The sequence below is a fragment of the Mycobacterium ulcerans subsp. shinshuense genome, assembly GCF_002355775.1.
Lineage (GTDB): Bacteria > Actinomycetota > Actinomycetes > Mycobacteriales > Mycobacteriaceae > Mycobacterium > Mycobacterium marinum.
This window is the reverse complement of the sequence record NZ_AP017624.1, coordinates 5,502,408-5,522,405: the sequence shown is the minus strand read 5'-3', so window position 1 is coordinate 5,522,405 and position 19,998 is coordinate 5,502,408. Positions and strand designations below refer to the sequence as shown.

At 65.6% G+C, this 19,998-nt stretch carries 16 protein-coding genes and 4 pseudogenes; 11 read left to right on the top strand and 9 right to left on the bottom strand.

Going from position 1 to position 19,998, the window contains the following annotated elements:
- Nucleotides 1-10 precede the first annotated feature (10 nt).
- Together SHTP_RS24540 and SHTP_RS24535 are read right to left on the bottom strand one after the other, a co-directional pair.
- The gene (locus SHTP_RS24540) at nt 11-2,167 is read right to left on the bottom strand and encodes an elongation factor G-like protein EF-G2 (RefSeq protein ID WP_096372056.1); all 2,157 of its coding nucleotides are present in this window, start codon (nt 2,165-2,167) and stop codon (nt 11-13) included.
- 170 nt (nt 2,168-2,337) lie between these two features.
- Nucleotides 2,338-2,748 carry a TIGR03668 family PPOX class F420-dependent oxidoreductase gene (locus SHTP_RS24535; protein WP_011742304.1) on the bottom strand — a complete coding sequence of 137 codons (411 nt, stop codon included), beginning with the start codon at nt 2,746-2,748 and terminating at the stop codon, nt 2,338-2,340.
- Between the two features lie 61 nt (nt 2,749-2,809).
- Between SHTP_RS24535 and SHTP_RS24530 the strand changes: the two genes are divergently transcribed.
- The 5 genes and pseudogenes from SHTP_RS24530 (at nt 2,810) to SHTP_RS24510 (ending at nt 8,638) form a co-directional block, all read left to right on the top strand.
- Nucleotides 2,810-3,310, top strand: a complete 501-nt coding sequence (locus SHTP_RS24530) for a nuclear transport factor 2 family protein (RefSeq protein ID WP_011742303.1) — start codon at nt 2,810-2,812, stop codon at nt 3,308-3,310.
- A 112-nt stretch (nt 3,311-3,422) separates the two neighbouring features.
- The gene (locus SHTP_RS24525; protein ID WP_015354116.1) at nt 3,423-4,496 is read left to right on the top strand and encodes a S1C family serine protease; all 1,074 of its coding nucleotides are present in this window, start codon (nt 3,423-3,425) and stop codon (nt 4,494-4,496) included.
- 121 nt (nt 4,497-4,617) lie between these two features.
- A pseudogene (treS, locus tag SHTP_RS24520) lies at nt 4,618-6,475 on the top strand (maltose alpha-D-glucosyltransferase).
- Nucleotides 6,476-7,843, top strand: coding sequence for a maltokinase N-terminal cap-like domain-containing protein (locus tag SHTP_RS24515; protein ID WP_096372054.1), 1,368 nt, complete (start codon nt 6,476-6,478; stop codon nt 7,841-7,843).
- A gap of 114 nt (nt 7,844-7,957) precedes the next feature.
- Nucleotides 7,958-8,638: a YoaK family protein gene (locus SHTP_RS24510; RefSeq protein WP_096372053.1), complete on the top strand. Its 681-nt coding sequence runs from the start codon at nt 7,958-7,960 to the stop codon at nt 8,636-8,638.
- Between the two features lie 79 nt (nt 8,639-8,717).
- On the opposite strand, the gene ag85C is transcribed toward SHTP_RS24510, so the two are convergent.
- The 4 genes and pseudogenes from ag85C to SHTP_RS24490 form a co-directional block, all read right to left on the bottom strand.
- Nucleotides 8,718-9,758, bottom strand: coding sequence for a diacylglycerol acyltransferase/mycolyltransferase Ag85C (ag85C, locus tag SHTP_RS24505; protein WP_011742299.1), 1,041 nt, complete (start codon nt 9,756-9,758; stop codon nt 8,718-8,720).
- 352 nt (nt 9,759-10,110) lie between these two features.
- A pseudogene (locus SHTP_RS29435) lies at nt 10,111-10,215 on the bottom strand (YfcE family phosphodiesterase); the annotation flags it as partial.
- Between the two features lie 21 nt (nt 10,216-10,236).
- Nucleotides 10,237-11,439, bottom strand: coding sequence for an ISAs1-like element IS2404/ISMul1 family transposase (locus SHTP_RS24495; protein WP_420873050.1), 1,203 nt, complete (start codon nt 11,437-11,439; stop codon nt 10,237-10,239).
- A gap of 143 nt (nt 11,440-11,582) precedes the next feature.
- Nucleotides 11,583-11,984 (bottom strand): annotated as a pseudogene (locus tag SHTP_RS24490) (metallophosphoesterase family protein); the annotation flags it as partial.
- A gap of 36 nt (nt 11,985-12,020) precedes the next feature.
- Between SHTP_RS24490 and SHTP_RS24485 the strand changes: the two are divergent.
- Nucleotides 12,021-12,476: a MaoC family dehydratase gene (locus SHTP_RS24485; RefSeq protein WP_096372051.1), complete on the top strand. Its 456-nt coding sequence runs from the start codon at nt 12,021-12,023 to the stop codon at nt 12,474-12,476.
- Nucleotides 12,477-12,556: 80 nt separating this feature from the next.
- On the opposite strand, the gene SHTP_RS24480 is transcribed toward SHTP_RS24485, so the two are convergent.
- Nucleotides 12,557-13,852, bottom strand: a complete 1,296-nt coding sequence (locus SHTP_RS24480; RefSeq protein ID WP_096372050.1) for an acyl-CoA dehydrogenase family protein — start codon at nt 13,850-13,852, stop codon at nt 12,557-12,559.
- A 161-nt stretch (nt 13,853-14,013) separates the two neighbouring features.
- On the opposite strand from SHTP_RS24480, the gene SHTP_RS24475 reads away from it, so the two are divergent.
- The gene (locus tag SHTP_RS24475) at nt 14,014-14,595 is read left to right on the top strand and encodes a GNAT family N-acetyltransferase (RefSeq protein WP_096372649.1); all 582 of its coding nucleotides are present in this window, start codon (nt 14,014-14,016) and stop codon (nt 14,593-14,595) included.
- On the opposite strand, the gene SHTP_RS30785 is transcribed toward SHTP_RS24475, so the two are convergent.
- Nucleotides 14,592-16,100, bottom strand: a complete 1,509-nt coding sequence (locus tag SHTP_RS30785; RefSeq protein ID WP_477497724.1) for a cyclic nucleotide-binding domain-containing protein — start codon at nt 16,098-16,100, stop codon at nt 14,592-14,594. The two genes, SHTP_RS24475 and SHTP_RS30785, sit on opposite strands and share 4 nt — an antisense overlap.
- On the opposite strand from SHTP_RS30785, the gene SHTP_RS29420 reads away from it, so the two are divergent.
- Both SHTP_RS29420 and SHTP_RS29415 read left to right on the top strand, forming a co-directional pair.
- Nucleotides 16,094-16,240 carry a hypothetical protein gene (locus tag SHTP_RS29420; RefSeq protein WP_231991217.1) on the top strand — a complete coding sequence of 49 codons (147 nt, stop codon included), beginning with the start codon at nt 16,094-16,096 and terminating at the stop codon, nt 16,238-16,240. The two genes, SHTP_RS30785 and SHTP_RS29420, sit on opposite strands and share 7 nt — an antisense overlap.
- Before the next feature lie 21 nt (nt 16,241-16,261).
- Nucleotides 16,262-16,651: a hypothetical protein gene (locus SHTP_RS29415; RefSeq protein WP_231991216.1), complete on the top strand. Its 390-nt coding sequence runs from the start codon at nt 16,262-16,264 to the stop codon at nt 16,649-16,651.
- A gap of 168 nt (nt 16,652-16,819) precedes the next feature.
- Here the strand turns inward: SHTP_RS29415 and SHTP_RS24465 are convergent, their stop codons facing one another.
- A complete protein-coding gene (locus SHTP_RS24465) occupies nt 16,820-17,488 on the bottom strand; it encodes a TetR family transcriptional regulator (RefSeq protein ID WP_012392318.1) in 669 nt (222 codons plus the stop codon).
- A gap of 70 nt (nt 17,489-17,558) precedes the next feature.
- Between SHTP_RS24465 and SHTP_RS24460 the strand changes: the two are divergent.
- Nucleotides 17,559-18,676 (top strand): annotated as a pseudogene (locus tag SHTP_RS24460) (flavin reductase family protein).
- Nucleotides 18,677-18,711: 35 nt separating this feature from the next.
- Complete coding sequence (locus SHTP_RS24455) at nt 18,712-19,845, top strand: fatty acid desaturase family protein (RefSeq protein WP_096372049.1); 1,134 nt, start codon at nt 18,712-18,714, stop codon at nt 19,843-19,845.
- The last annotated feature ends 153 nt before the right edge of the window (nt 19,846-19,998 follow it).

Genomic DNA, 19,998 nt, shown 5'->3' with positions numbered 1-19,998 from the left:
CGCCGGGCCGCTATGCGTGAGTCTTCACGCGGGCGGCGGCGGATTCGGGCATCGGCTCATAGCGGGCGAAGGAGCGGGTGAACGACGCCGCCCCGTGGGCCAGGGAGCGCAAATCGATGGCGTACCTGGTCAATTCGACCTGCGGCACCTCGGCCTTGACCACCGTGCGTTCGTGGCCCACCGTGTCGGTGCCGAGCACCCGGCCGCGACGTCCGGACAGGTCGCCCATGATGGTGCCGACGTAATCGTCGGGCACGAGCACCGCGATCTCGTCGATCGGTTCCAGCAGCGTCACCCTGGTCGCGGCGGCCGCCTCTCGCAGCGCCAGTGAACCGGCCATCTGGAAGGCGAAATCCGATGAGTCGACGCTGTGGGCTTTGCCGTCGAGCAGCGTCACCCGGATGTCGACAACCGGGTACCCGGCGTGCACGCCCTTGTCCATCTGGGCTCGGACGCCCTTCTCCACGCTGGGAATGAACTGACGTGGCACCGCTCCACTGACCACCTTGTCGAGGAACTCGAACCCCGAGCCCTCCGGAAGCGGTTCCACTTCGATGTCGCAGACCCCGTACTGGCCGTGCCCACCGGACTGCTTGACGTGCCGGCCGTGCCCCTTGGCGTTGCCGCTGAAGGTTTCGTGCAACGGCACCCGCAGCTCGACGGTGTCGACGGTGACGCCGTATCGGTTGGCGAGCGCGTCGAGTACCACGCCGGCATGGGCCTCGCCCATGCACCAGAGCACGATCTGGTGGGTCTCCTGGTTCTGCTCGATGCGCAGCGTTGGGTCTTCGGCGGCCAGCCGGCTCAGTCCGACCGCGAGTTTGTCCTCGTCGGTCTTGGCATGGGCTTCAATGGCCATCGGTAGTAGCGGCTCCGGCATGGTCCAGGGCTTCAGCACCAGCGGTTCGGACTTGTCCGACAGGCTGTCGCCGGTTTCGGCCCGGCTCAGCCTGCCGATCGCGCAGATGTCACCGGCCACCACTTTGGTGGCCGGACGTTGCTGTTTTCCGAGCGGAAACGACAGCACCCCGATGCGTTCGTCCTCGTCGTGGTCGGGGTGTGTGCTGGCGGCCGCGTCGTTCCCGTTGTCACTGCCGAAAAAGGATGAGAAGTGACCTGACACGTGAACCGTGGCGTCGGGCTTGATGGTTCCGGCGAAGACCCGGACCAGGCTGACCCTGCCGACGTAGGCGTCCGACGTCGTCTTGACCACTTCGGCGAGCAATGGCGAGTCAACGTCGCAGGCCAAGTCGGCGTGGGTGGCGCCCTGTGGGGTGAAGACCTCCGGCAGCGGATGTTCGCGGGGCGAGGGGAAGCCCCGCGTGGCAACTTCGAGCAGTTCCAGCGTGCCGACACCGGTGCTGGCGCACACCGGGATCACCGGAAAAAACGAGCCCCGCGCAACGGCCTTCTCCAGATCCTCGATCAGGATCGATTCGTCGATCTGCTCGCCACCGAGGTAGCGCTCCATCAGCGACTGATCCTCGGACTCTTCGATGATTCCCTCGATCAGGGACCCGCGGGCCTCCTCTATCCGGTCCGCGTCCGAAGCTCCGGGTGCCGTCTCGCAGCGCGTGCCGTTTGCGTAGGCGTACTGGGTTTGGGACAACAAGCCGATCAAGCCGTCGCTGGTCGGTAGATACAGCGGCAGTACTTTGTCCCCGAACGCGATCTGGGCGGCAGCCAACGCCTCCGCGTAGTTCGCTCGCGCGTGGTCGAGTTTGGTGATCACCACCGCCCGCGGCATGCCAACCTGGCTGCATTCTTGCCAGAGCGACTTCGTCGGCTCGTCCACACCTTCGTTTGCCGCGATGACAAATAGCGCGCAGTCCGCGGCGCGCAGCCCGGTGCGCAGTTCACCCACGAAGTCGGCATAGCCGGGGGTGTCGACCAGATTGACCTTGATGCCCTGGTGTGACAGTGCGGCGACCGCCAGGCCGACCGAGCGCTGTTGACGGGTCTCCGCTTCGTCGAAGTCGCAGACCGTGGTGCCGTCGGTTACCGAGCCGGGGCGAGAGAGCACTCCGGCGGACACCAAAAGCGCTTCCACGAGGGTGGTTTTCCCGCCCCCGGACGGTCCGACCAGAACCACGTTGCGGATAGCGTCCGGACCTTCGGCGGTAGGCGCAGTTCCCGAACCCGAGGAACTACCCGCTCTGTCGGCCATGACTTGCCTCCCGTTCTTCCCGGGGTTGCCCGCCCACTCCCGTACGCGGTGTGTTCCAGCCCACAGGACGCAGTAGCAACTTTTCTCTCAACTGCCCCGCAACACAAGGGTCGGTAACGGGCGCCTACCGGAGCGGACCGGAGACCAGATGCCGCCACGTGCGGGGCGGGTCACGCGTGCCAGCTGGACCAGCGCCGCACGGCTACGCAGATAACCGGCCCATCCAGCAGCACCGATTGGTATTGGGCGTACTTTGCGCGCAGCAGCCGGTAACCGGTGTGCAGCACCGCTCCGGCCGGATGGATTTGGGCGACTCCGTCGGCGCGAACCCACCACAACTGCGTCCAGTCGTCGTCGTAATGGTCGACCAGCAGGCTGACCTGCGGCGTGCGCTCAATGTTGGTGAGCCGGCGCAGCCTGCGGGTGGATTTCGGCTTCGCGTCGACGGCAGTGAAGATCAGGTCGTTGTCGACCGCGAAAACCACCGGCACCACATGGGGAATGCCCTCGGGGGTGACCGTTGCCAACCGCGCCACCGGGGATTGGGTGAACCTGACCGCGGGGTCGAACACTTCGCCCACCGGCCCAGCCTACGGCCCGGAGTGGGGCCGGTCGGTCTGGCCGGCGCGCTACCGTTGCTCGATGCGGGCGGAGACTCAGATCGCCAACCTGCTCTATCGCTATGCCGAATGCATCGACGCCGGCGATTTGCCGGCGGCCGCCGCGCTCTTCGAGCACGCCCGCATCCGAATCGCCGCGGACGGTGATCAGGACGGCGGTCAGGACACCGTCGATGCGGCGGGATTGTTGAAGATCTGGGAGGCCCTGATCATTGTGTATCCCAACGGGACGCCGCGCACCAAGCACGTGGTCAGCAATCCGATCATCGAGATCGACCCGCAGTGCGGAATCGCTCGTTGTCGCAGCTACTACACCGTTTTTCAGCAGGTCGACGACTTCCCGCTACAGCCGATCGTCACGGGCCGCTACCACGACCGTTTCGCCTGCGTCGACGGCAAATGGCGGTTTTCCTACCGCGACCTGACTCTGATCGACATGGTGGGTGACGTCAGCCACCATCTCAGGTATGCGCTGGAGCCCGGTCCGTCGACCTCGGCGAATAACCGGCGATCTGGGCCTTAGCAAGGCCACACATCGCTATCCTTGGACTATTCTCGTAAGACTAGGTTTTGCTGCCCGGACCTGAAGGCTGGGACAATTCTCTGATTCTTACCCCGACGCAGGAGGATGCGGGATGAGTAAATTGCGCCACCACTCACCGAGGTGGTCATGGCTAGTGGCGGTACTGGCCGTGCTGGGACTGGGCCTGGCCACCGTGCCGGCGCCGGCGCACGCGGCGCCGTCGAACCTGGCGCTGGATCGGTTCGCCGACTTCCCGACACTGCCGCTTGACCCCTCGGCGATGGTCGCGCAGGTCGGCCCGCAGGTCGTCAACGTCAACACCAAGCTCGGCTACAACAACGCGGTCGGGGCCGGAACGGGCATCATCATCGATCCCGCCGGCGTCGTGCTGACCAACAACCACGTGATCTCGGGCGCCACCGACATCTCCGTCTTCAGTGTCGGTGACGGCCGCACCTACGGCGTCGACGTGGTCGGTTACGACCGCACCCGCGACGTCGCGGTGCTGCAGATGCGCGGCGCGGGTGGCCTTCCCGCCGCCGCGATCGGCGGCGGCGTCTCCGTTGGTGAGCCGATCGTGGCGATGGGCAACACCGGCGGGCAGGGCGGTACGCCCCGCGCGGTGCCCGGACGCGTGGTCGCACTGGACCAGACCGTCGAGGCATCCGACGCGCTGACCGGCGCCGAAGAGACGCTCAACGGGTTGATTCAGGTGGACGCCGCGATCGCCCCCGGTGACTCCGGCGGGCCGATCGTCAACAACATGGGTCAGGTGGTCGGCATGAACACCGCCGCCTCCGACAACTTCCAGATGTCCGGTGGCGGAACGGGCTTCGCCATCCCGATCGGACAGGCGATGGGCATCGCCGGACAGATCCGCTCCGGCGGCGGGTCGCCCACGGTGCACATCGGGCCCACCGCTTTCCTCGGTCTGGGTGTCGTCGACAACAACGGCACCGGGGCCAAGGTTGCGCGCGTGGTTGGCAGCGCTCCGGCGGCGGTGGTCGGCATTTCCACCGGCGACATCATCACCGCACTCGGTGGCGCCCCGATCAACTCGGCGACCGCGATGTCGGATGCGCTCAACGGGCACCACCCTGGCGACATCGTCTCGATCAGCTGGACATCCAGTTCGGGTGGGCAGCGCACCGAAAACGTGACGCTTGCCGAGGGCCCGCCCGCCTGATCTCGCTGCGGCTTCTTCGCGTCGGTCAGCCAATTCGCATGGCACCGGGCGTGATTGCGCGCATCGATCTTGGCGTGATTCTTATGGTTGCGCCTCGGGTACCCGTGGCATCGTGGAATTGATGAACGAGGCAACCAACACCATCGAGCACAATCCAGCCGAGGGCAGCCACGTCGAGGGAGGTGTGGTCGAACACCCCGATGCCAAGGATTTCGGCAACGCGGCCGCGTTGCCCGCCGACCCAACCTGGTTCAAACACGCGGTCTTCTACGAGGTACTGGTCCGGGCGTTCTACGACGGCACCGCCGACGGTTCCGGCGATCTGTGCGGCCTGATGCAGCGCCTGGACTATCTGCAGTGGCTGGGTATCGATTGCATCTGGTTGCCCCCGTTCTACGATTCGCCCCTGCGTGACGGCGGCTATGACATCCGGGACTTCTACAAGGTCTTGCCGGAGTTCGGCACCGTCGGCGACTTCGTTGCCCTGGTAGACGCGGCCCACCGGCGCGGCATCCGGGTGATCACCGACCTGGTGATGAACCACACCTCGGAATCGCACCCGTGGTTTCAGGAGTCTCGGCACGACCCCGACGGCCCCTACGGAGACTACTACGTCTGGAGCGACAGCAGCGAGAAATACACCGACGCCCGGATCATTTTCGTGGACACCGAAGAGTCCAACTGGACTTTCGATCCCGTGCGCCGCCAGTTCTACTGGCACCGGTTTTTCTCCCATCAGCCGGACCTGAACTATGACAACCCGGCCGTGCAAGAGGCGATGATCGACGTCCTGCGGTTCTGGCTGGGCCTGGGGATCGACGGATTCCGGTTGGACGCCGTTCCCTACCTGTTCGAGCGGGAGGGAACCAACTGCGAGAATCTGCCCGAGACGCACGCCTTCCTCAAGCGCGTCCGCAAGGTGGTGGACGACGAATTCCCGGGCCGGGTGTTGCTGGCCGAGGCCAATCAGTGGCCGGCCGACGTCGTCGAGTACTTCGGTGAGGCCAGCACCGGTGGCGACGAATGCCATATGGCCTTTCACTTCCCGCTGATGCCGCGCATCTTCATGGCGGTCCGCCGCGAATCGCGGTTTCCGATCTCGGAGATTCTGGCAAAGACCCCGCCCATCCCCGATATGGCACAGTGGGGAATCTTCTTGCGCAACCATGACGAGTTGACGCTGGAAATGGTCACCGACGAAGAACGCGACTACATGTACGCGGAGTACGCCAAGGACCCGCGGATGAAAGCGAACGTCGGGATCCGCCGCCGGCTGGCGCCGTTGCTGGAGAATGACCGCAACCAGATCCAGCTGTTCAATGCGCTGCTGCTCTCGCTGCCCGGCTCGCCGGTGCTCTACTACGGCGACGAAATCGGCATGGGCGACGTCATCTGGTTGGGGGATCGCGACGGGGTGCGGACTCCGATGCAGTGGACCCCGGACCGCAACGCCGGTTTCTCCACCGCCAACCCGGGCCGGCTGTACCTGCCCCCAAGCCAGGACTCCGTTTACGGGTATCAGGCGGTCAACGTCGAGGCGCAACGGGACACCTCGACATCGCTGTTGAACTGGACCCGCACCATGCTGGCGGTACGACGCCGCCACAACGCGTTCGCCGTCGGCACGTTCCAGGAGCTGGGCGGCTCCAACCCGTCGATCCTGGCCTACGTGCGCGAGGCCCCGGGACCGGCCGGCGAAGACGGGGACGTCGTGCTGTGTGTGAACAACTTGTCGCGCTTCCCGCAGCCCATCGAGCTCAACCTGCAGCAGTGGAACAGCTACACGCCCGTCGAGCTGACCGGGCAAGTGGAATTTCCCAAAATCGGGCACCTGCCTTACCTGCTCACCCTTCCGGGGCACGGGTTCTACTGGTTTCAGCTGTCCGCATCCGAGGAGGAACGATGACCGCGCCGGTGACGATGCACTGGGGGCACCGCCCGCTTGCGGGGGACCAAGCAATGAGAAGGAGCGGCGCTAAATGAACTCGCCAGCCACGCTTGCAGCCAAGCTGCCCTGGTCGGAATGGCTCCCGCAGCAACGCTGGTACGCCGGACGCAACCGCGAACTGGCCGCCGCCGAACCGGGTGCGGTGGTGGCGCTGCGCGATGATCTGGACCTGGTGCTGGTGGATGTCAGCTACACGGACGGCTCCGCGGAGCGCTACCAGGTGCTGGTGCGCTGGGATGCCGGGCCGGTCTCGGAATTCAGCACGCTGGCCACCATCGGCTCCGCCGACGACCACACCGGCTTCGACGCCCTCTATGACCCGGTGGCGCCGCAGGTTCTGCTCTCGCTGATCGACTCGTCGGCCGTGCGAAGTTCGTCCGACGGGCAGGTCAGCTTCGCTCGCGAGCCCGATGTCGAGCTGCCGCTGGATGCCTACCCGCGGGTCTCTGACGCCGAACAAAGCAATACCAGCGTGATATTCGACCGCGGGCAGGCCGCGATCCTGAAGGTCTTCCGCCGGGTGAGCAGCGGGATCAATCCCGACATCGAACTCAACCGGGTGCTGGGCCGGACGCACAATCCGCACGTGGCGCGGCTGCTGGGCACCTACGAAATCGGCATCCCCGGCGAGCCCCCGGAGGCCGCGTGCCCGCTGGGCATGGCAACCGCCTACGCGGCCAACGCGGCCGAAGGCTGGGCGATGGCCACCGCCAGCGTCCGTGACCTGTTCGCCGAGGGCGACCTGTACGCACACGAAGTCGGCGGCGACTTTGCCGGCGAGTCCCGCCGGCTCGGTGAAGCGGTCGCGTCGGTGCACGCGACCCTGGCCGAGCAGCTGGGGACGGCACAGGCCACCTTCCCGGTGGACCACGTACTGGCGCGGTTGTCGTCGACCGCTGCGGCAGTGCCCGAACTGCAGCAGTACGCCGGCACCATCGAAGAACGGTTCGTCAAGCTGGTCGACGAGACGATCAGCGTTCAGCGCGTGCATGGGGATCTGCATCTGGGGCAGGTTCTGCGCACGCCGGAGAGCTGGGTGCTGATCGACTTCGAAGGCGAACCGGGGCAGCCGCTGCGGGAGCGGCGGGCCCCCGATTCGCCGCTGCGCGACGTCGCGGGGGTCTTGCGCTCGTTCGAGTACGCCGCCTATGGGCCGCTGGTCGACCACGCCGACGATAAGCAGCTGGCGGCTCGCGCCCGGGAATGGATCACCCGCAACCGCACCGCGTTCTGCGAAGGCTATGCGGCCGCCTCGGGAAACGATCCGCGGGATTCGGAGCTGCTGCTGGCCGCCTACGAACTCGACAAGGCCGTCTATGAGGCCGGCTATGAGTCGCGGCACCGGCCCGGCTGGCTGCCGATCCCGCTGCGCTCGATCGCGCGGCTCACCGCCACCTAGGTCGGCGGGCGCACCGGCCGCCGGCGCTCGGCCGGTGACTGTGGCGCGCCCGAACGGGCATGGTCTGGCCTGCTGATTTCTGCGGTCGTCGAACGGGTCTGACAGCATGGCTGGGTGAGGAGTGACATTTTCGACAGCGAGGCGCGACTGTCCTGGGTGCTGGCGGTGCTGGCCGGCGTGCTGGGTGCAACCGCTTTCACCCACTCTGCCGGCTACTTCGTGACATTCATGACGGGAAACGCCCAACGCGCTGTGCTGGGCTACTTTCGGGACGACGTGTGGCTTTCGGTCACGGCGGGGCTGCTCCTGGTGTGGTTCCTGGTGGGAGTCGTGGTTGCATCGGTGTGCAGACGGCACTTCTGGGTGGATCACCCGCACGGCCCGACCGTGCTGACCACCTTCAGCCTGGTCGCCGCGACGGCCCTGGACATCGTCATCGGTGGATGGGAAGGCAGCCAGCTGGACTTCCTGCCGATCATGCTCGTGGTCTTCGGTGTGGGTTCGCTGAACACGTCGTTCGTCAAGGACGGCGAAGTGTCGGTGCCGTTGAGTTACGTGACCGGGACGTTGGTCAAGATGGGGCAGGGCATCGAACGCCATATCGCCGGCGGACAGGCGGCGGACTGGCTCGGCTACTTCATGTTGCTTGCCAGCTTCATTCTCGGCGCCACCGTGGGTGGGACCATCAGCTTGGTGGTCAGCGGAACCCAGATGCTCGCGGTCGCCTCAACGGTGTGTGCGCTGACAACCGGCTTCACCTATTTCCACTCCGACCGTCGGGCCCTGTTGAAGTAGCCGCGCCACCAAAAAAGCATCGGCAGCAGCGCTGGCGGTTGCGCTGCTGCCGATGCAGGTTTTGGAGCTAGCGAGCCCCTCAGGCGGCCGGAGCGACCGGGGCGGCGGGAGCCTCCGGGGCAGCCGGAGCCGCCGGGACGGCAGGCCCGTTGAGCACCTTGAGGATGTCGCCCTTCATGGCAACCAGCTGCTGGTTCCAGTAGGGCCACGAGTGAGTGCCATTGGTCGGGAAGTTGAACACCCCGTTGCGCCCACCCGAGGCCAGGTAGGTGTCCCGGAAGGTCTGGTTGGTGCGCAGTGTCAGGCCTTCCAGGAACTTCGCCGGCATGTTGTCGCCACCGAGGTCGCTGGGGGTGCCATTGCCGCAGTAGACCCAGATGCGGGTGTTGTTGGCGACCAAGCGCGGAATCTGGACCATCGGGTCATTGCGCTTCCAGGCCGGGTCAGTGGACGGGCCCCACATGCTGTTGGCGTTGTAGCCGCCCGAGTCGTTCATCGCCAGACCGATCAGCGTCGGCCACCAGCCCTCGGAGGGGTTCAGGAATCCCGACAAGGACGCGGCGTAGGGGAACTGCTGGGGGTAGTAGGCAGCCAGAACAAGCGCCGAACCGCCCGACATCGAAAGGCCCACCGCCGCATTGCCGGTTGGCGAGACGCCCTTGTTGGCCTGCAACCAGGCGGGCATCTCCCGGGTCAGGAAGGTCTCCCACTTGTAGGTGTAGCCCTGACCGTTGCCCTGAGAGGGCTGGTACCAGTCGCTGTAGAAACTGGACTGGCCGCCGACGGGCATCACCACCGACAACCCGGAGTTGTAGTACTCCTCGAAGGCGGGAGTGTTGATGTCCCAACCGTTGTAGTCGTCCTGCGCCCGTAGCCCATCGAGCAGGTAGACCGAGTGCGCTCCACCGCCCTGGAACTGAACCTTGATGTCGCGGCCCATCGCAGCCGACGGAATCTGCAGGTATTCCACCGGCAGACCCGGCCTGGAAAATGCCCCGGCGGTCGCCGCGCCACCCACGGCCCCAACAAGTCCGGACAACAGGGCAGCCCCTATGGCCGCGATGGTCAGCCGGCGCGGAGCGCCGGCCGCTGCGCCACGCAACTTCTCAACGAACTTCATAGCTCCTACCCAACTTTCATCTGCCGCACGGCACGGTCAAATCTGTCTGGGCGAGTGAAACACAGGGCCGCGGCCCAATTCGTCTGTCGCGGCCGGAGAAGAATGTCGCGGTTATCTAACGATTGAGAATCGGCGCCGAGTCGTTTCGACACGATAACGATTGATGCTCAGATTGGTGTTGAAAACTTGAAGAATTCGGCCGCGATGCACTATTTGCTTCGTAATTCGGTAACGCGAATGCGCGATGTTTCGGGTGGTCATTGCCTGTCGTCGACACTTGCGAGTGACTTTGTCGCGCAACTCAAAACCATTGTAGTCGTTGCTATTTGAAGAATATGTGCGATGGAAGCGGCTACTTTTCGATGTTGTGCAGGGTGACCCCGGCAAGCGCGCCGCTTTCGATTGTCGCGGTCATGTAAGTGCAATGGGGAGCTCGGCGACGATCGGTGGGAGACCCCCAGGGCTCCGGCGTTGTTGATTAGCAGGCTTGTGAGCTGGGGAATTGTGGATTGAGGAGGTCTAGGCGGCGGTTGGCGGTCAAAGCGGTGATCCGGCAGGCTTCGGCGATGTTGTCGGCGCCGTTGAGGCGGTGCAGATTGATCGCGGTGTTGCGTAGCGTTGCTAGGACCTGTGCGCCGTTTCCGGTATGTGCCCTTTGACGGTCTTCGTCGAAGGTGACGTCGCGTATCCAGTGCAGGCTGTTCTCGATTCCCCAGTGTTGACGCATCCAGGTCATGATCGCGGTAGGGCGGGCGTGCTCGAACGGCAGGCTGCAGATGGCATAGACCACCTCCACGCTGCGCTGGTCGGTGGCGGTGATCAAGCGTTCACGAGTGATCCGGATGATTTGTTTTGCGTAGGGGAAGCCGATTCCTCGTGCAGCGGTGATGATTTGCAGGGTGCAGGTCTCGACACGGCCGTGGCCGCGGGAGTCGTCGGTAGCGGCTGCGGGCACCTCGGCCCAGGGCAGCGCGGTGATACGCGCAAGTATTTTGGCTTGGTTGGACTTGACGATCATCAGGTAGTGCGACTTCAAGGTGGCGCAGATCAACTTCGCGGTGACGACCTGGGTATGCATCGCATCCACGGTGACCAGCCACCGCAAGCTACCCGGCAGCAGCGTGAACAGGGCACGTACGCAGGGAATTTCATTGCTTTTCTCGGCGACAGCGAGTTGACCGAGCACCAATCGGGCACGGTGGGCGAACACCGACACAAGATGCGTGGCTGTCGCTTTGGCGCGTAAAGCACCACGCAGCATCTTGCCGTCCAACGCGATCGGCACCAATCCACTGGGGTCGCTGCTGGCCACGTGTGCAGTGAAGTAACTGCCCATCCTGGCGTTGAGGTCGGCGGGGTCTAGCCGAGACAAAACAGCGCGGAAGGTCTTCTCACTGGGCCGCCGGAACCGGACCCCTAATTGGGCCAACACATCATCGGGAGCGGTGGCCGCCCATGTGGCAAAACCAGCATAGCCGCGCATCCCCGCGGCAGTGGCCAGAACCGCGATCGCCAACAAAGCCATCAGCGAATACCTCCGACCGCGTGGGTCCCTCGGGTCTGGCACCGAGGCCAACACATCGAGAAACTCCGATCCGATGAGCTCGCTGCGCTCACCAGGACTCCAGCGGTCGAACACCTCTGGAACCGACGACACAGGCAATACTGAAACGGTAGGCACGGGCAACTCCAGACCAACGACGAACAGTAACCAACTCGATCGTTCTCCAGATAGCCCGTGCCTACACTCCGGCCCCAATAGCGCGGCACCAAAGATCATCAACCCAGCTCACAAGCCTGCTAATCAACAACGCCGGAGCCCTGGGGAGACCCCGGATTCAGCAGCCGTAAACCGGTGCTGGTTGTGGTGTCCCACGGGATATGACTGTGACCGAACACCAGTACGTCGCTATCGGGATAGAGCCGAGACATCCGGGCCTCGCGACCGCCCGCCGCGCCGGTCTCGTGAACGACGGTGAAGCGCAGACCCGCCAGCACGACGTCCGCCCGCTCCGGTAACCGGCTGCGCAGATCGGGTCCGTCGTTGTTCCCCCAGCAGGCCACCAGCCGGGCCGCCCTGCTCTGCAGTTCGTCGAGCAACTCGACGGTTACCCAGTCGCCCGCGTGGATCACCACGTCTGCCCGGGCGACTTGCTTCCATACCTGGTCGGGTAGGTCGCGGGCACGCTTGGGGACGTGCGTATCGGCGATCAGCAGTAGCTTCACAACATCTATGCTTACCCACGAGCAGAGGAGACAGCCATGCGCACCTTCGAATCCGTCGCCGACCTCGCTGCCGCTGCGGGTGAAACCATCGGGCAAAGCGACTGGGTGACGATCACGCAGGAAGACGTCAACCTGTTTGCCGATGCGACGGGCGATCATCAGTGGATCCATGTCGACCCGGAAAGAGCGGCCAAAGGGCCATTCGGCACCACCATCGCACATGGCTTCATGACCCTGTCGCTGTTACCTCGCCTGCAGCACGAGATGTACACGGTCAAGGGCATAAAGCTGGCAATCAACTACGGGCTCAACAAGGTTCGATTCCCCGCCCCGGAGCCGGTCGGTTCCAGGGTGCGCGCCCAGAGTTCGCTGGTCGGTGTTGAAGACGTCGGCAACGGCGCGGTCCAGGCGACGGTTGCCACGACCGTCGAGGTCGAAGGGTCCGGTAAGCCGGCCTGTGTGGCAGAAAGCGTCGTCCGGTACGTCACCTGACCGGTCGGGGCGGGAGCCGTGAGAATCCATTCGCCGCACCACTTTTCGGCATCCGGACGCCCAGCGGCCGGCGTCCGGTGTCAGAACTCCGCGATGCTGTGTTCCAGGCGCTCGGCCAGCCGCGCTTCGGCCGCCGCTCGCCGGGTGGGTATGTGCTGTGACGGGAACGGCGTTGCAACAGGCTCGTATTGGCGCAGTGTCCGGCGTGCCACCGTCATCTTGTGCAGTTCGGTGGCGCCGTCGGCGATGCCCAGCGATTCGGCGGCCACCATCATCTTGACGAACGGCATCTCGTCGGAAACGCCGAGCGCGCCGTGCAGGTGCATGGCGCGCTGCACCACGTCGTGCAGCACCTGTGGCATTGCGACCTTCACCGCCGCGATGTCGCGACGCACCTTCTGATAGTCGTGGTGATTGTCGATCAGCCACGCCGTGCGCAGCACCAGTAGCCGGAACTGCTCGATTTGGATCCAGCTGTCGGCGACCTTCTCCTGCGTCATCTGCAAGGCGGAAAGCCGGCCGTGTCTGGTCTGCCTGGATACGGCGCGTTCGCACATCATGTCAAAGGCTCGTCGTGCCAATGCAATTGTGCGCATCGCGTGGTGAATGCGACCGCCGCCGAGTCGCGTCTGCGCGGTCATGAACGCCTGGCTTTCACCGCCGAGCACATGATCGGCCGGCACCCGAACATCGTGGTAGCGGACGTAGCCGTGGCTGGCGTGCTTGCTCGACTCGGTCCCGACGCCGACGTTGCGGACGATCTCGATACCGGGTGTCTCCGCAGGGACGATGAACAGCGACATCTTCTCGTAGGTGCGGGCCTGCGGGTTGGTCACGGCCATCACGATGAAGAACGAGGCGTGCTTGGCGTTGGTGGAAAACCACTTCTCCCCGTTGACGATCCAGCTGTCTCCGTCGCGGGTGGCGGCCGTGACGAACGACCCTGGATCCGAACCTCCCTGAGGTTCTGTCATCGAGTAGCAGGAGGTGATTTCGCCGTCCAGCAGCGGTTGCAGGTAGCGGGCCTTCTGGTCCTCGGTGCCGAACAGCGCCAGGATTTCGGCGTTACCCGAGTCTGGTGCCTGACAACCGAACACCGAGGGCGCCCAGCGCGAGCGTCCGAGGATTTCGTTCAGCAGCGCAAGCTTGACTTGGCCAAACCCCTGCCCGCCGAGTTCCGGTCGCAGGTGAGCGGCCCAGAGCCCCTGGTTCTTCACCTGCTGCTGCAACGGCCGAAGGACGGCCATCATCTCGGGGTTCTTCTTGTCATAGGGATCGAGAGCTACCAGATCCAGTGGTTCGAGTTCGTTGACCATGAACTCTTGGACCCAGTCCAGCTTCGCCTGGTATTCGGGGTCTGTTTCGAAGTCCCACACCGTAGGCCAACCGTTCCCCGGCGCAGCGCCGCACCGGCATCGATGATGGAGCCACCCCATCGTAAGGGCGCGGTGGAGCTGCTGGGTATCAGGCGGGATCGGGCCGCCCGGCGGTGCGGTGACCCGGCGATGCCATGGCGGTCCCAGATACCCTCGCTGAGATGACCCCACAGGCGCGTCCGGCGCAGAAGGCCGATATCCGTGAGCTGTCCCGAACCATGGCCCGGGCTTTCTACGACGATCCCGTGATGACGTGGCTGTTTCCCGGTGACCGGGCCCGGACCACGCAATTGTGCCGGTTGTTCGCGGCCATGACACGCCACCACCATCTGGCCCGCGGTGGCGTTGAGGTGGCCTGCGACGGACCGGTTATCGGCGCGGCGGCATTGTGGGATCCGCCGAACCAATGGCGCGAGACACGGCTCGGGGAACTGGCGATGACCCCGGCCTTGCTTCGGGTGTTCGGGTTCCGAACGGGGGTGGGACGTGCCGTGCAGTCGGCGATGAAGCGCGCACACCCCGAAGAACCACACTGGTATCTGGCCGCCATCGGCAGCGACCCGACGGTTCGCGGACAGGGTTTCGGTCAGGCGCTGCTGCGGTCGCGGCTGGACCGCTGCGACGCCGAGTACTGCCCGGCCTACCTCGAGTCGAGCAAGCCCGAAAATGTGCCCTATTACCAGCGTTTCGGTTTCACCGTTACCGGTGAGATCGCGCTGCCGCACGGTGGTCCGTCGATCTAGCCGATGTGGCGTGACCCGCGGTAAGCCGGCCCAGTCACGGCACCGTCGCTGCGGCCGGTGTCAACGCCGCGCGCGCTGAAACGCCTCGCGATCCACGGCCACCAGGGTGGTGTCGCCCACCGCTCGCACGGTCGCCGTACGCGGGACGTCGCGCAGGATCGCCTGCTCGCCGAAGCCCTCGCCCCGGGGCCGAGGTGGTGCACTGCGGTGTCGTCGTCGAGGACCTGGGCGGCGCCCTCGAGGATCACGTAGTAGGTATCGCCGTGGTCGCCCTCGCAGGTGATCAGCGCACCGTCGGGGGCCGCCAGCACCTTGGCGGTGTCGGCGAGTTCGCGCAGCGCGCCGTCGCCGATGCCCGCCAGCGCCGGCTGCGCGGCGAGCAGCTCAGACAGCGACTGGCTGTTCAGTGCGGGATCCGGGCCGAGTTCGATGAGGCGCTCCTCGACGGGCACGGTGCCCAGCCGGGTCCGGGCGAGCCCGCCCAGCCGCAGACCCGCTGCCGTGTTGCTGGACAGCGCGGTGAGGAACTCGGCACGATCCACCGCGACCAGGTCGAGGTCCTTTCGCGCTGTCACGGTGGCCGAGCGCGCCACGTCGTGCAGCAAGGCGATCTCCCCGAACGACCCGCCGGGACCAAGGGTGGCCACCCGGCGACCGTTGACGGTGGCGTCGGCCAGGCCGCTGGCGATCATGTAGAACCGGTCGCCTCGGTCGCCCTGGCGGATCACGTCGGAGCCCGCAGGCACGGCCATCCGCGTCGCCGTGCGCGCGAGCTGCTCGAGAGCAAGTGCGGGCAGCGGGGCCAGCACCGGGGTGGCCCGGATCACCGCAAGCTTGGCGCTGTCGTCGTCGCTGAGCTTGTCGGCGCGGCGCACCTGTGGCCAGGCCAGCACCGTGATGAGCACCGCGGCACCACTGACGATGGCCAGGGCGCCGGTCAGCCCCAACGAGCCGACCAGCACCGCCGCGATCCCCGCACCCGCGGCGATCGCCAGCTGTGACGCGCTCTGCAGACTGGCCGCCGCGGTCACCATCGAGGCTCTGTTGACGCTGCGCTGAACAAGCGTCGGTGCGATGGCCCACGAGGCCGCGCTTCCCCCACCCACGCCGGCGGCCAGCACCAGGCCCAATGCGGGCAGACTGGCCGCACCGATCGCCGCGAGCAGGAGCGCCTCGCTGAGCCGGGCCAAGGTGAACATGCGGGCCAGCCCGCCCCGTCCCGCGATCGACAGCATTGCCACCGCACCGAGCAGGCCGCCGACGCCGTAGATGGTCATGATCGTCGTGACACCGCTTGGGCCGAGCCCAAATTGGTCTGCGGCCAACGGCGCGCTCGCGACGTACCAGAAGCCGTCGAGCAGCGTCGTGGTGAGAAGGAACAGGGTCGCCGCTGCGGCGGCCGGACGGCTTTCGATGATCGCGCGAAACCCGGCTCCGACCGCCCTGAGCTGGACGCGCGCGACACCGCCGGATGGCCGGGCACCGGCCGGTATCGGGCATGTCATCGATGGGCGCCACGGTGATCCGTAGCGCCGTCAGGGTGCCGACGACGAAGAGCGCCGCCGGCAGGGTCAAGGCCCAGCCGACGCCGACGAAGGCCAGCATCACCCCGGCCAGCACCGGCCCGGCCAGGGCGCTGGCATAGAGAAGAACCCCGGTCGCCGCGTTGGCGGTTGCCGCCTCGGCCACGCTGGTGGCCAGACGCACCACCAGCGCGGCATGCAGGGAGCGCACGGCCGCCGACATCAGCGAGTCGACGCCCAGCACCACCAAGACGACACCGAGCGGCGCCCCGGACACCACCACGATGACGGTGGCGATCGTTGTCATCCCGCGGGCGCCAACCCCGATTGCCAGGTGTACCTGGGGGCGTGGACTGGTGGCCAGCGTTGCCACCAGCGGCGCCAGAAGTGCGCTGGGCAGCATCCGGACCAGGGTCACCACGCCGACGGTGGCGGCACCGCCCACCGAGAAGGCGAAGATGGTGAGCAGCACGCCGTGCGCGGAATTACTGGTGAGAAAGGTGGCGCATACCGCCATTAGTCTGCGCAGCTGAGGATCGCGCACCAACTTGCGAGTCGCGGCCAGAGCCACGCGTAGAACTATAGCGGCTTGAATCTGGCGCAGTGCTCGTTTGCCGAGGGGCCAGCGCGCACCTCAATCGATAGCCGCCCGAACGCGGTTCGGGGCCTGGGTGATCAAGCGGCATCAGCCCGAAACGGACTCAGGGCCTGCTTTTCCAGCCGGCGACACCGATTGCGACCATCCGCAGCTGTTTGACCGCGATCCTACGGATCTCCTCGAGCGCCTCGGAGCTCTGCGCGTCCTCGATCGCCTCGGCCGTGACAATCATGGCGTTGACGAACAGCGTCGCCAAGATGTTGAGGTCTTCGGTGCTCCACTCATTGAGCCCGGGAAACCGCGCCAGGTCGGTGGCCAGTTCCGAGGTGATCAGCCGGATCTCGGTACGGATGGCGTAGCGCAGCACCGATAGGCCGGTGGAGCGCTCGCGCACGATGAATCGCCAGTGCTCGCGGCGTTCGGCCACGCTGCCTATCAGGATCTCGACGGACGATTCGATCACCCGGTTCGGGTCCAGGCGGCCCGCCCGCGCGCCGCGCAGGGTGTCGCGCAGCGTTCGGAACGACTCGTCGATGAGAACCAAGCCCAGGGCTTCCATCGATTCGAAGTGGCGGTAGAACGCGGCTGGCACGATTCCGGCTTCGCGCGTGACTTCACGCAGACTCAGCGCGCTGAAGCTGCGATCATGCACCAGCTTGAGGGCGGCGGCGATGATGGCGCGCCGGGTGGCCTCCTTGCGCTCCTCGCGTGACGGGCTGTCCCGGGAGCGGCCCGATCGGTGCGGGCGTGAGCTAGGAGTACGTTCGTTCACTATGTGAACCGTACCACAGAGCTGCGGAAAAACCTTGACGACCAGCGTCGTCACGTCGCACCGTGTACATATGTTCACTCAAACTTTGACCCAAACTCTGGCAAAGCGGGTCCTGGGTTCCGGCCTGGTCGACCTGCTCACCGGTCCGCACGGAATCGATCGATACACCGAGTTGGTGGAGCCGACGTGGACGCTGGGCGAGGCCCGCGCCAAGCTCATCGACGTGCGGCGCACCACGCCGCGCAGCGTCACCCTCACGCTGGCCCCCAATGACACGTTCCGCTCGGCCATGGCGGCGGGTACCGGCCCCCTGGCCGGTCAGTACGTCAACCTCACCGTCGATATCGACGGCCGACGTCACACCCGGTGCTATTCGCCGGCCAACGCCGAAGGCAGCGAGACTCTCGAGCTGACCATCGGTCGCCACGACGGCGGGCTGGTATCGACCTATCTCTATGACCATGCCCGTCTCTCTATGACCATGCCCGTCGCGGCATGGTGGTGGGCCTGGCCGGTGTCGGCGGCGACTTCGTGCTGCCGCAGCGCCGGCCGCGCCGCATCCTGTTCGTCTCCGGCGGCAGCGGCATCACGCCCGTGCTGGCGATGCTGCGCACCCTGGTTGCCCAGTACCATCTGCACATTCACGGTGCCGAGATCGCCTTCATCCACTACGCGCACAATCCCGCCGAGGCCTGCTATCGCGCCGAGCTGGCCGCACTGCCCGGGGTGCGGGTCCTGCACGGCTACACCCAATCGGGTGGCGGCGACCTCGTCGGCCGATTCGGCCCGGATCACCTGGCCGCCGCGATGGACGCCCCGGACGCGGTGTTCGTTTGCGGTCCCACCACTTTGGTGGACGCCGTGCGGGCGAACTGTGAAAACGTGTTCACCGAAAGCTTCGTGCCGGCGCCGATCGAAGCGCCCGCGCAACCATCCGGCGGCCGGGTGAGGTTCGCAGACAGCGGCATTGACGTCGTCGACGACGGCTGCTCGCTGCTCGAACAGGCCGAATCGGCCGGACTGGCACCGGAAAACGGCTGCCGGATGGGCATCTGCCACACCTGCACGAGGCGCAAGACCTCCGGCACGGTGCGCAACCTGGTCACCGGTGCGGTATCGGTCGCTCCGGACGAGGACGTCCAGATCTGTGTATCGGTTCCGGTCGGTGACGTCGACCTATCGCTCTAGCCATCAATCCACATCAACCTTGGGAGGGGAAACCCATGGGAAACAACAACATCGCAACCATTGCAGAAACCGCAGACACCGCAACCCGCGCCAATTTCGCCCTGACGCCCGAACAAGCCGAGGCATTCGGCCGCGAACTCGACGCCATCAAGGAACGCGTGATCGCTGACCTCGGCGAAGCGGACGCCGACTACATCCGCCGCGTCATCAAGGCTCAGCGGGCGCTGGAAGTCGGTGGACGCGCACTGCTGTTCGCCGGCATACTGCCACCGGCCTGGCTGGCGGGCACCGCAATGCTGGGCTTGTCAAAGATCCTGGACAACATGGAGATTGGCCACAATGTCATGCACGGCCAGTACGACTGGATGCGTGACCCCACGATTTCCGGGCGCTCCTTCGAGTGGGACACCGCCTGCCCCGCCGATCAATGGCGGCTTTCGCAAAACTACATGCACCACACCCACACCAACATCGTGGGAATGGACCGCGATATCGGTTACGGCATCATCCGGATGAGCGAAGACCAGCCCTGGCAGCCGTACTATTTGGGCAACCCCGTCTACGCGTTCCTGTTGATGGTGCTGTTCCAGTACGGCGTCGCGCTGCACGAACTGGAGACCGAGCGCATTCGCTCCGGCGAAATCACGCTCCGCGACAAGCGTGAGACCTTGACGGAGATCTGGAAAAAGACCAGACGTCAGACCCTCAAGGACTACGTCGCCTTCCCGCTGCTGGCCGGGCCGTTTGCGCCGTTCGTTTTCGCCGGAAATCTCACGGTGAACCTGATGCGCAACGTGTGGTCGTACATGATCATCTTCTGCGGCCACTTCCCCGACGGCACCCAGGAGTTCAGCGTCGAAGAAACCCAGAACGAGTCTCGGGGGCAGTGGTATTTCCGCCAGGTGCTGGGCTCGGCCAATCTGACCGGCGGCAAGACCTTCCACCTGCTGTCGGGCAACCTGTCCCACCCGATCGAGCACCATCTGTTCCCCGACATCCCGGCCCGCCGGTACGCCGAGATTGCCCCCGAGGTGCAGGAGATCTGCGAACGCTACGGCATTCCTTACAACCGGGGCCCGCTGCTGCGCCAGTTCGGCACGGTTGTTCGCAAGATCGTCAAACTGGCATTCCGTGGCTCCGATCGACAGGAAGCGCACGCGTTGGCCTAGCACCGTGTCGGTGGCTACCGACGACGCCGGCACCCGCACCAAGCCTTGTCCAGAAAGTGGACATCGGCGAGCTGTCGATGTGCTCCCCCAATCGTGACCAAACCGGTACGTTGGGCCCAAGCGTGGTCACCGGCAGCGGAATTGCCTAACGCC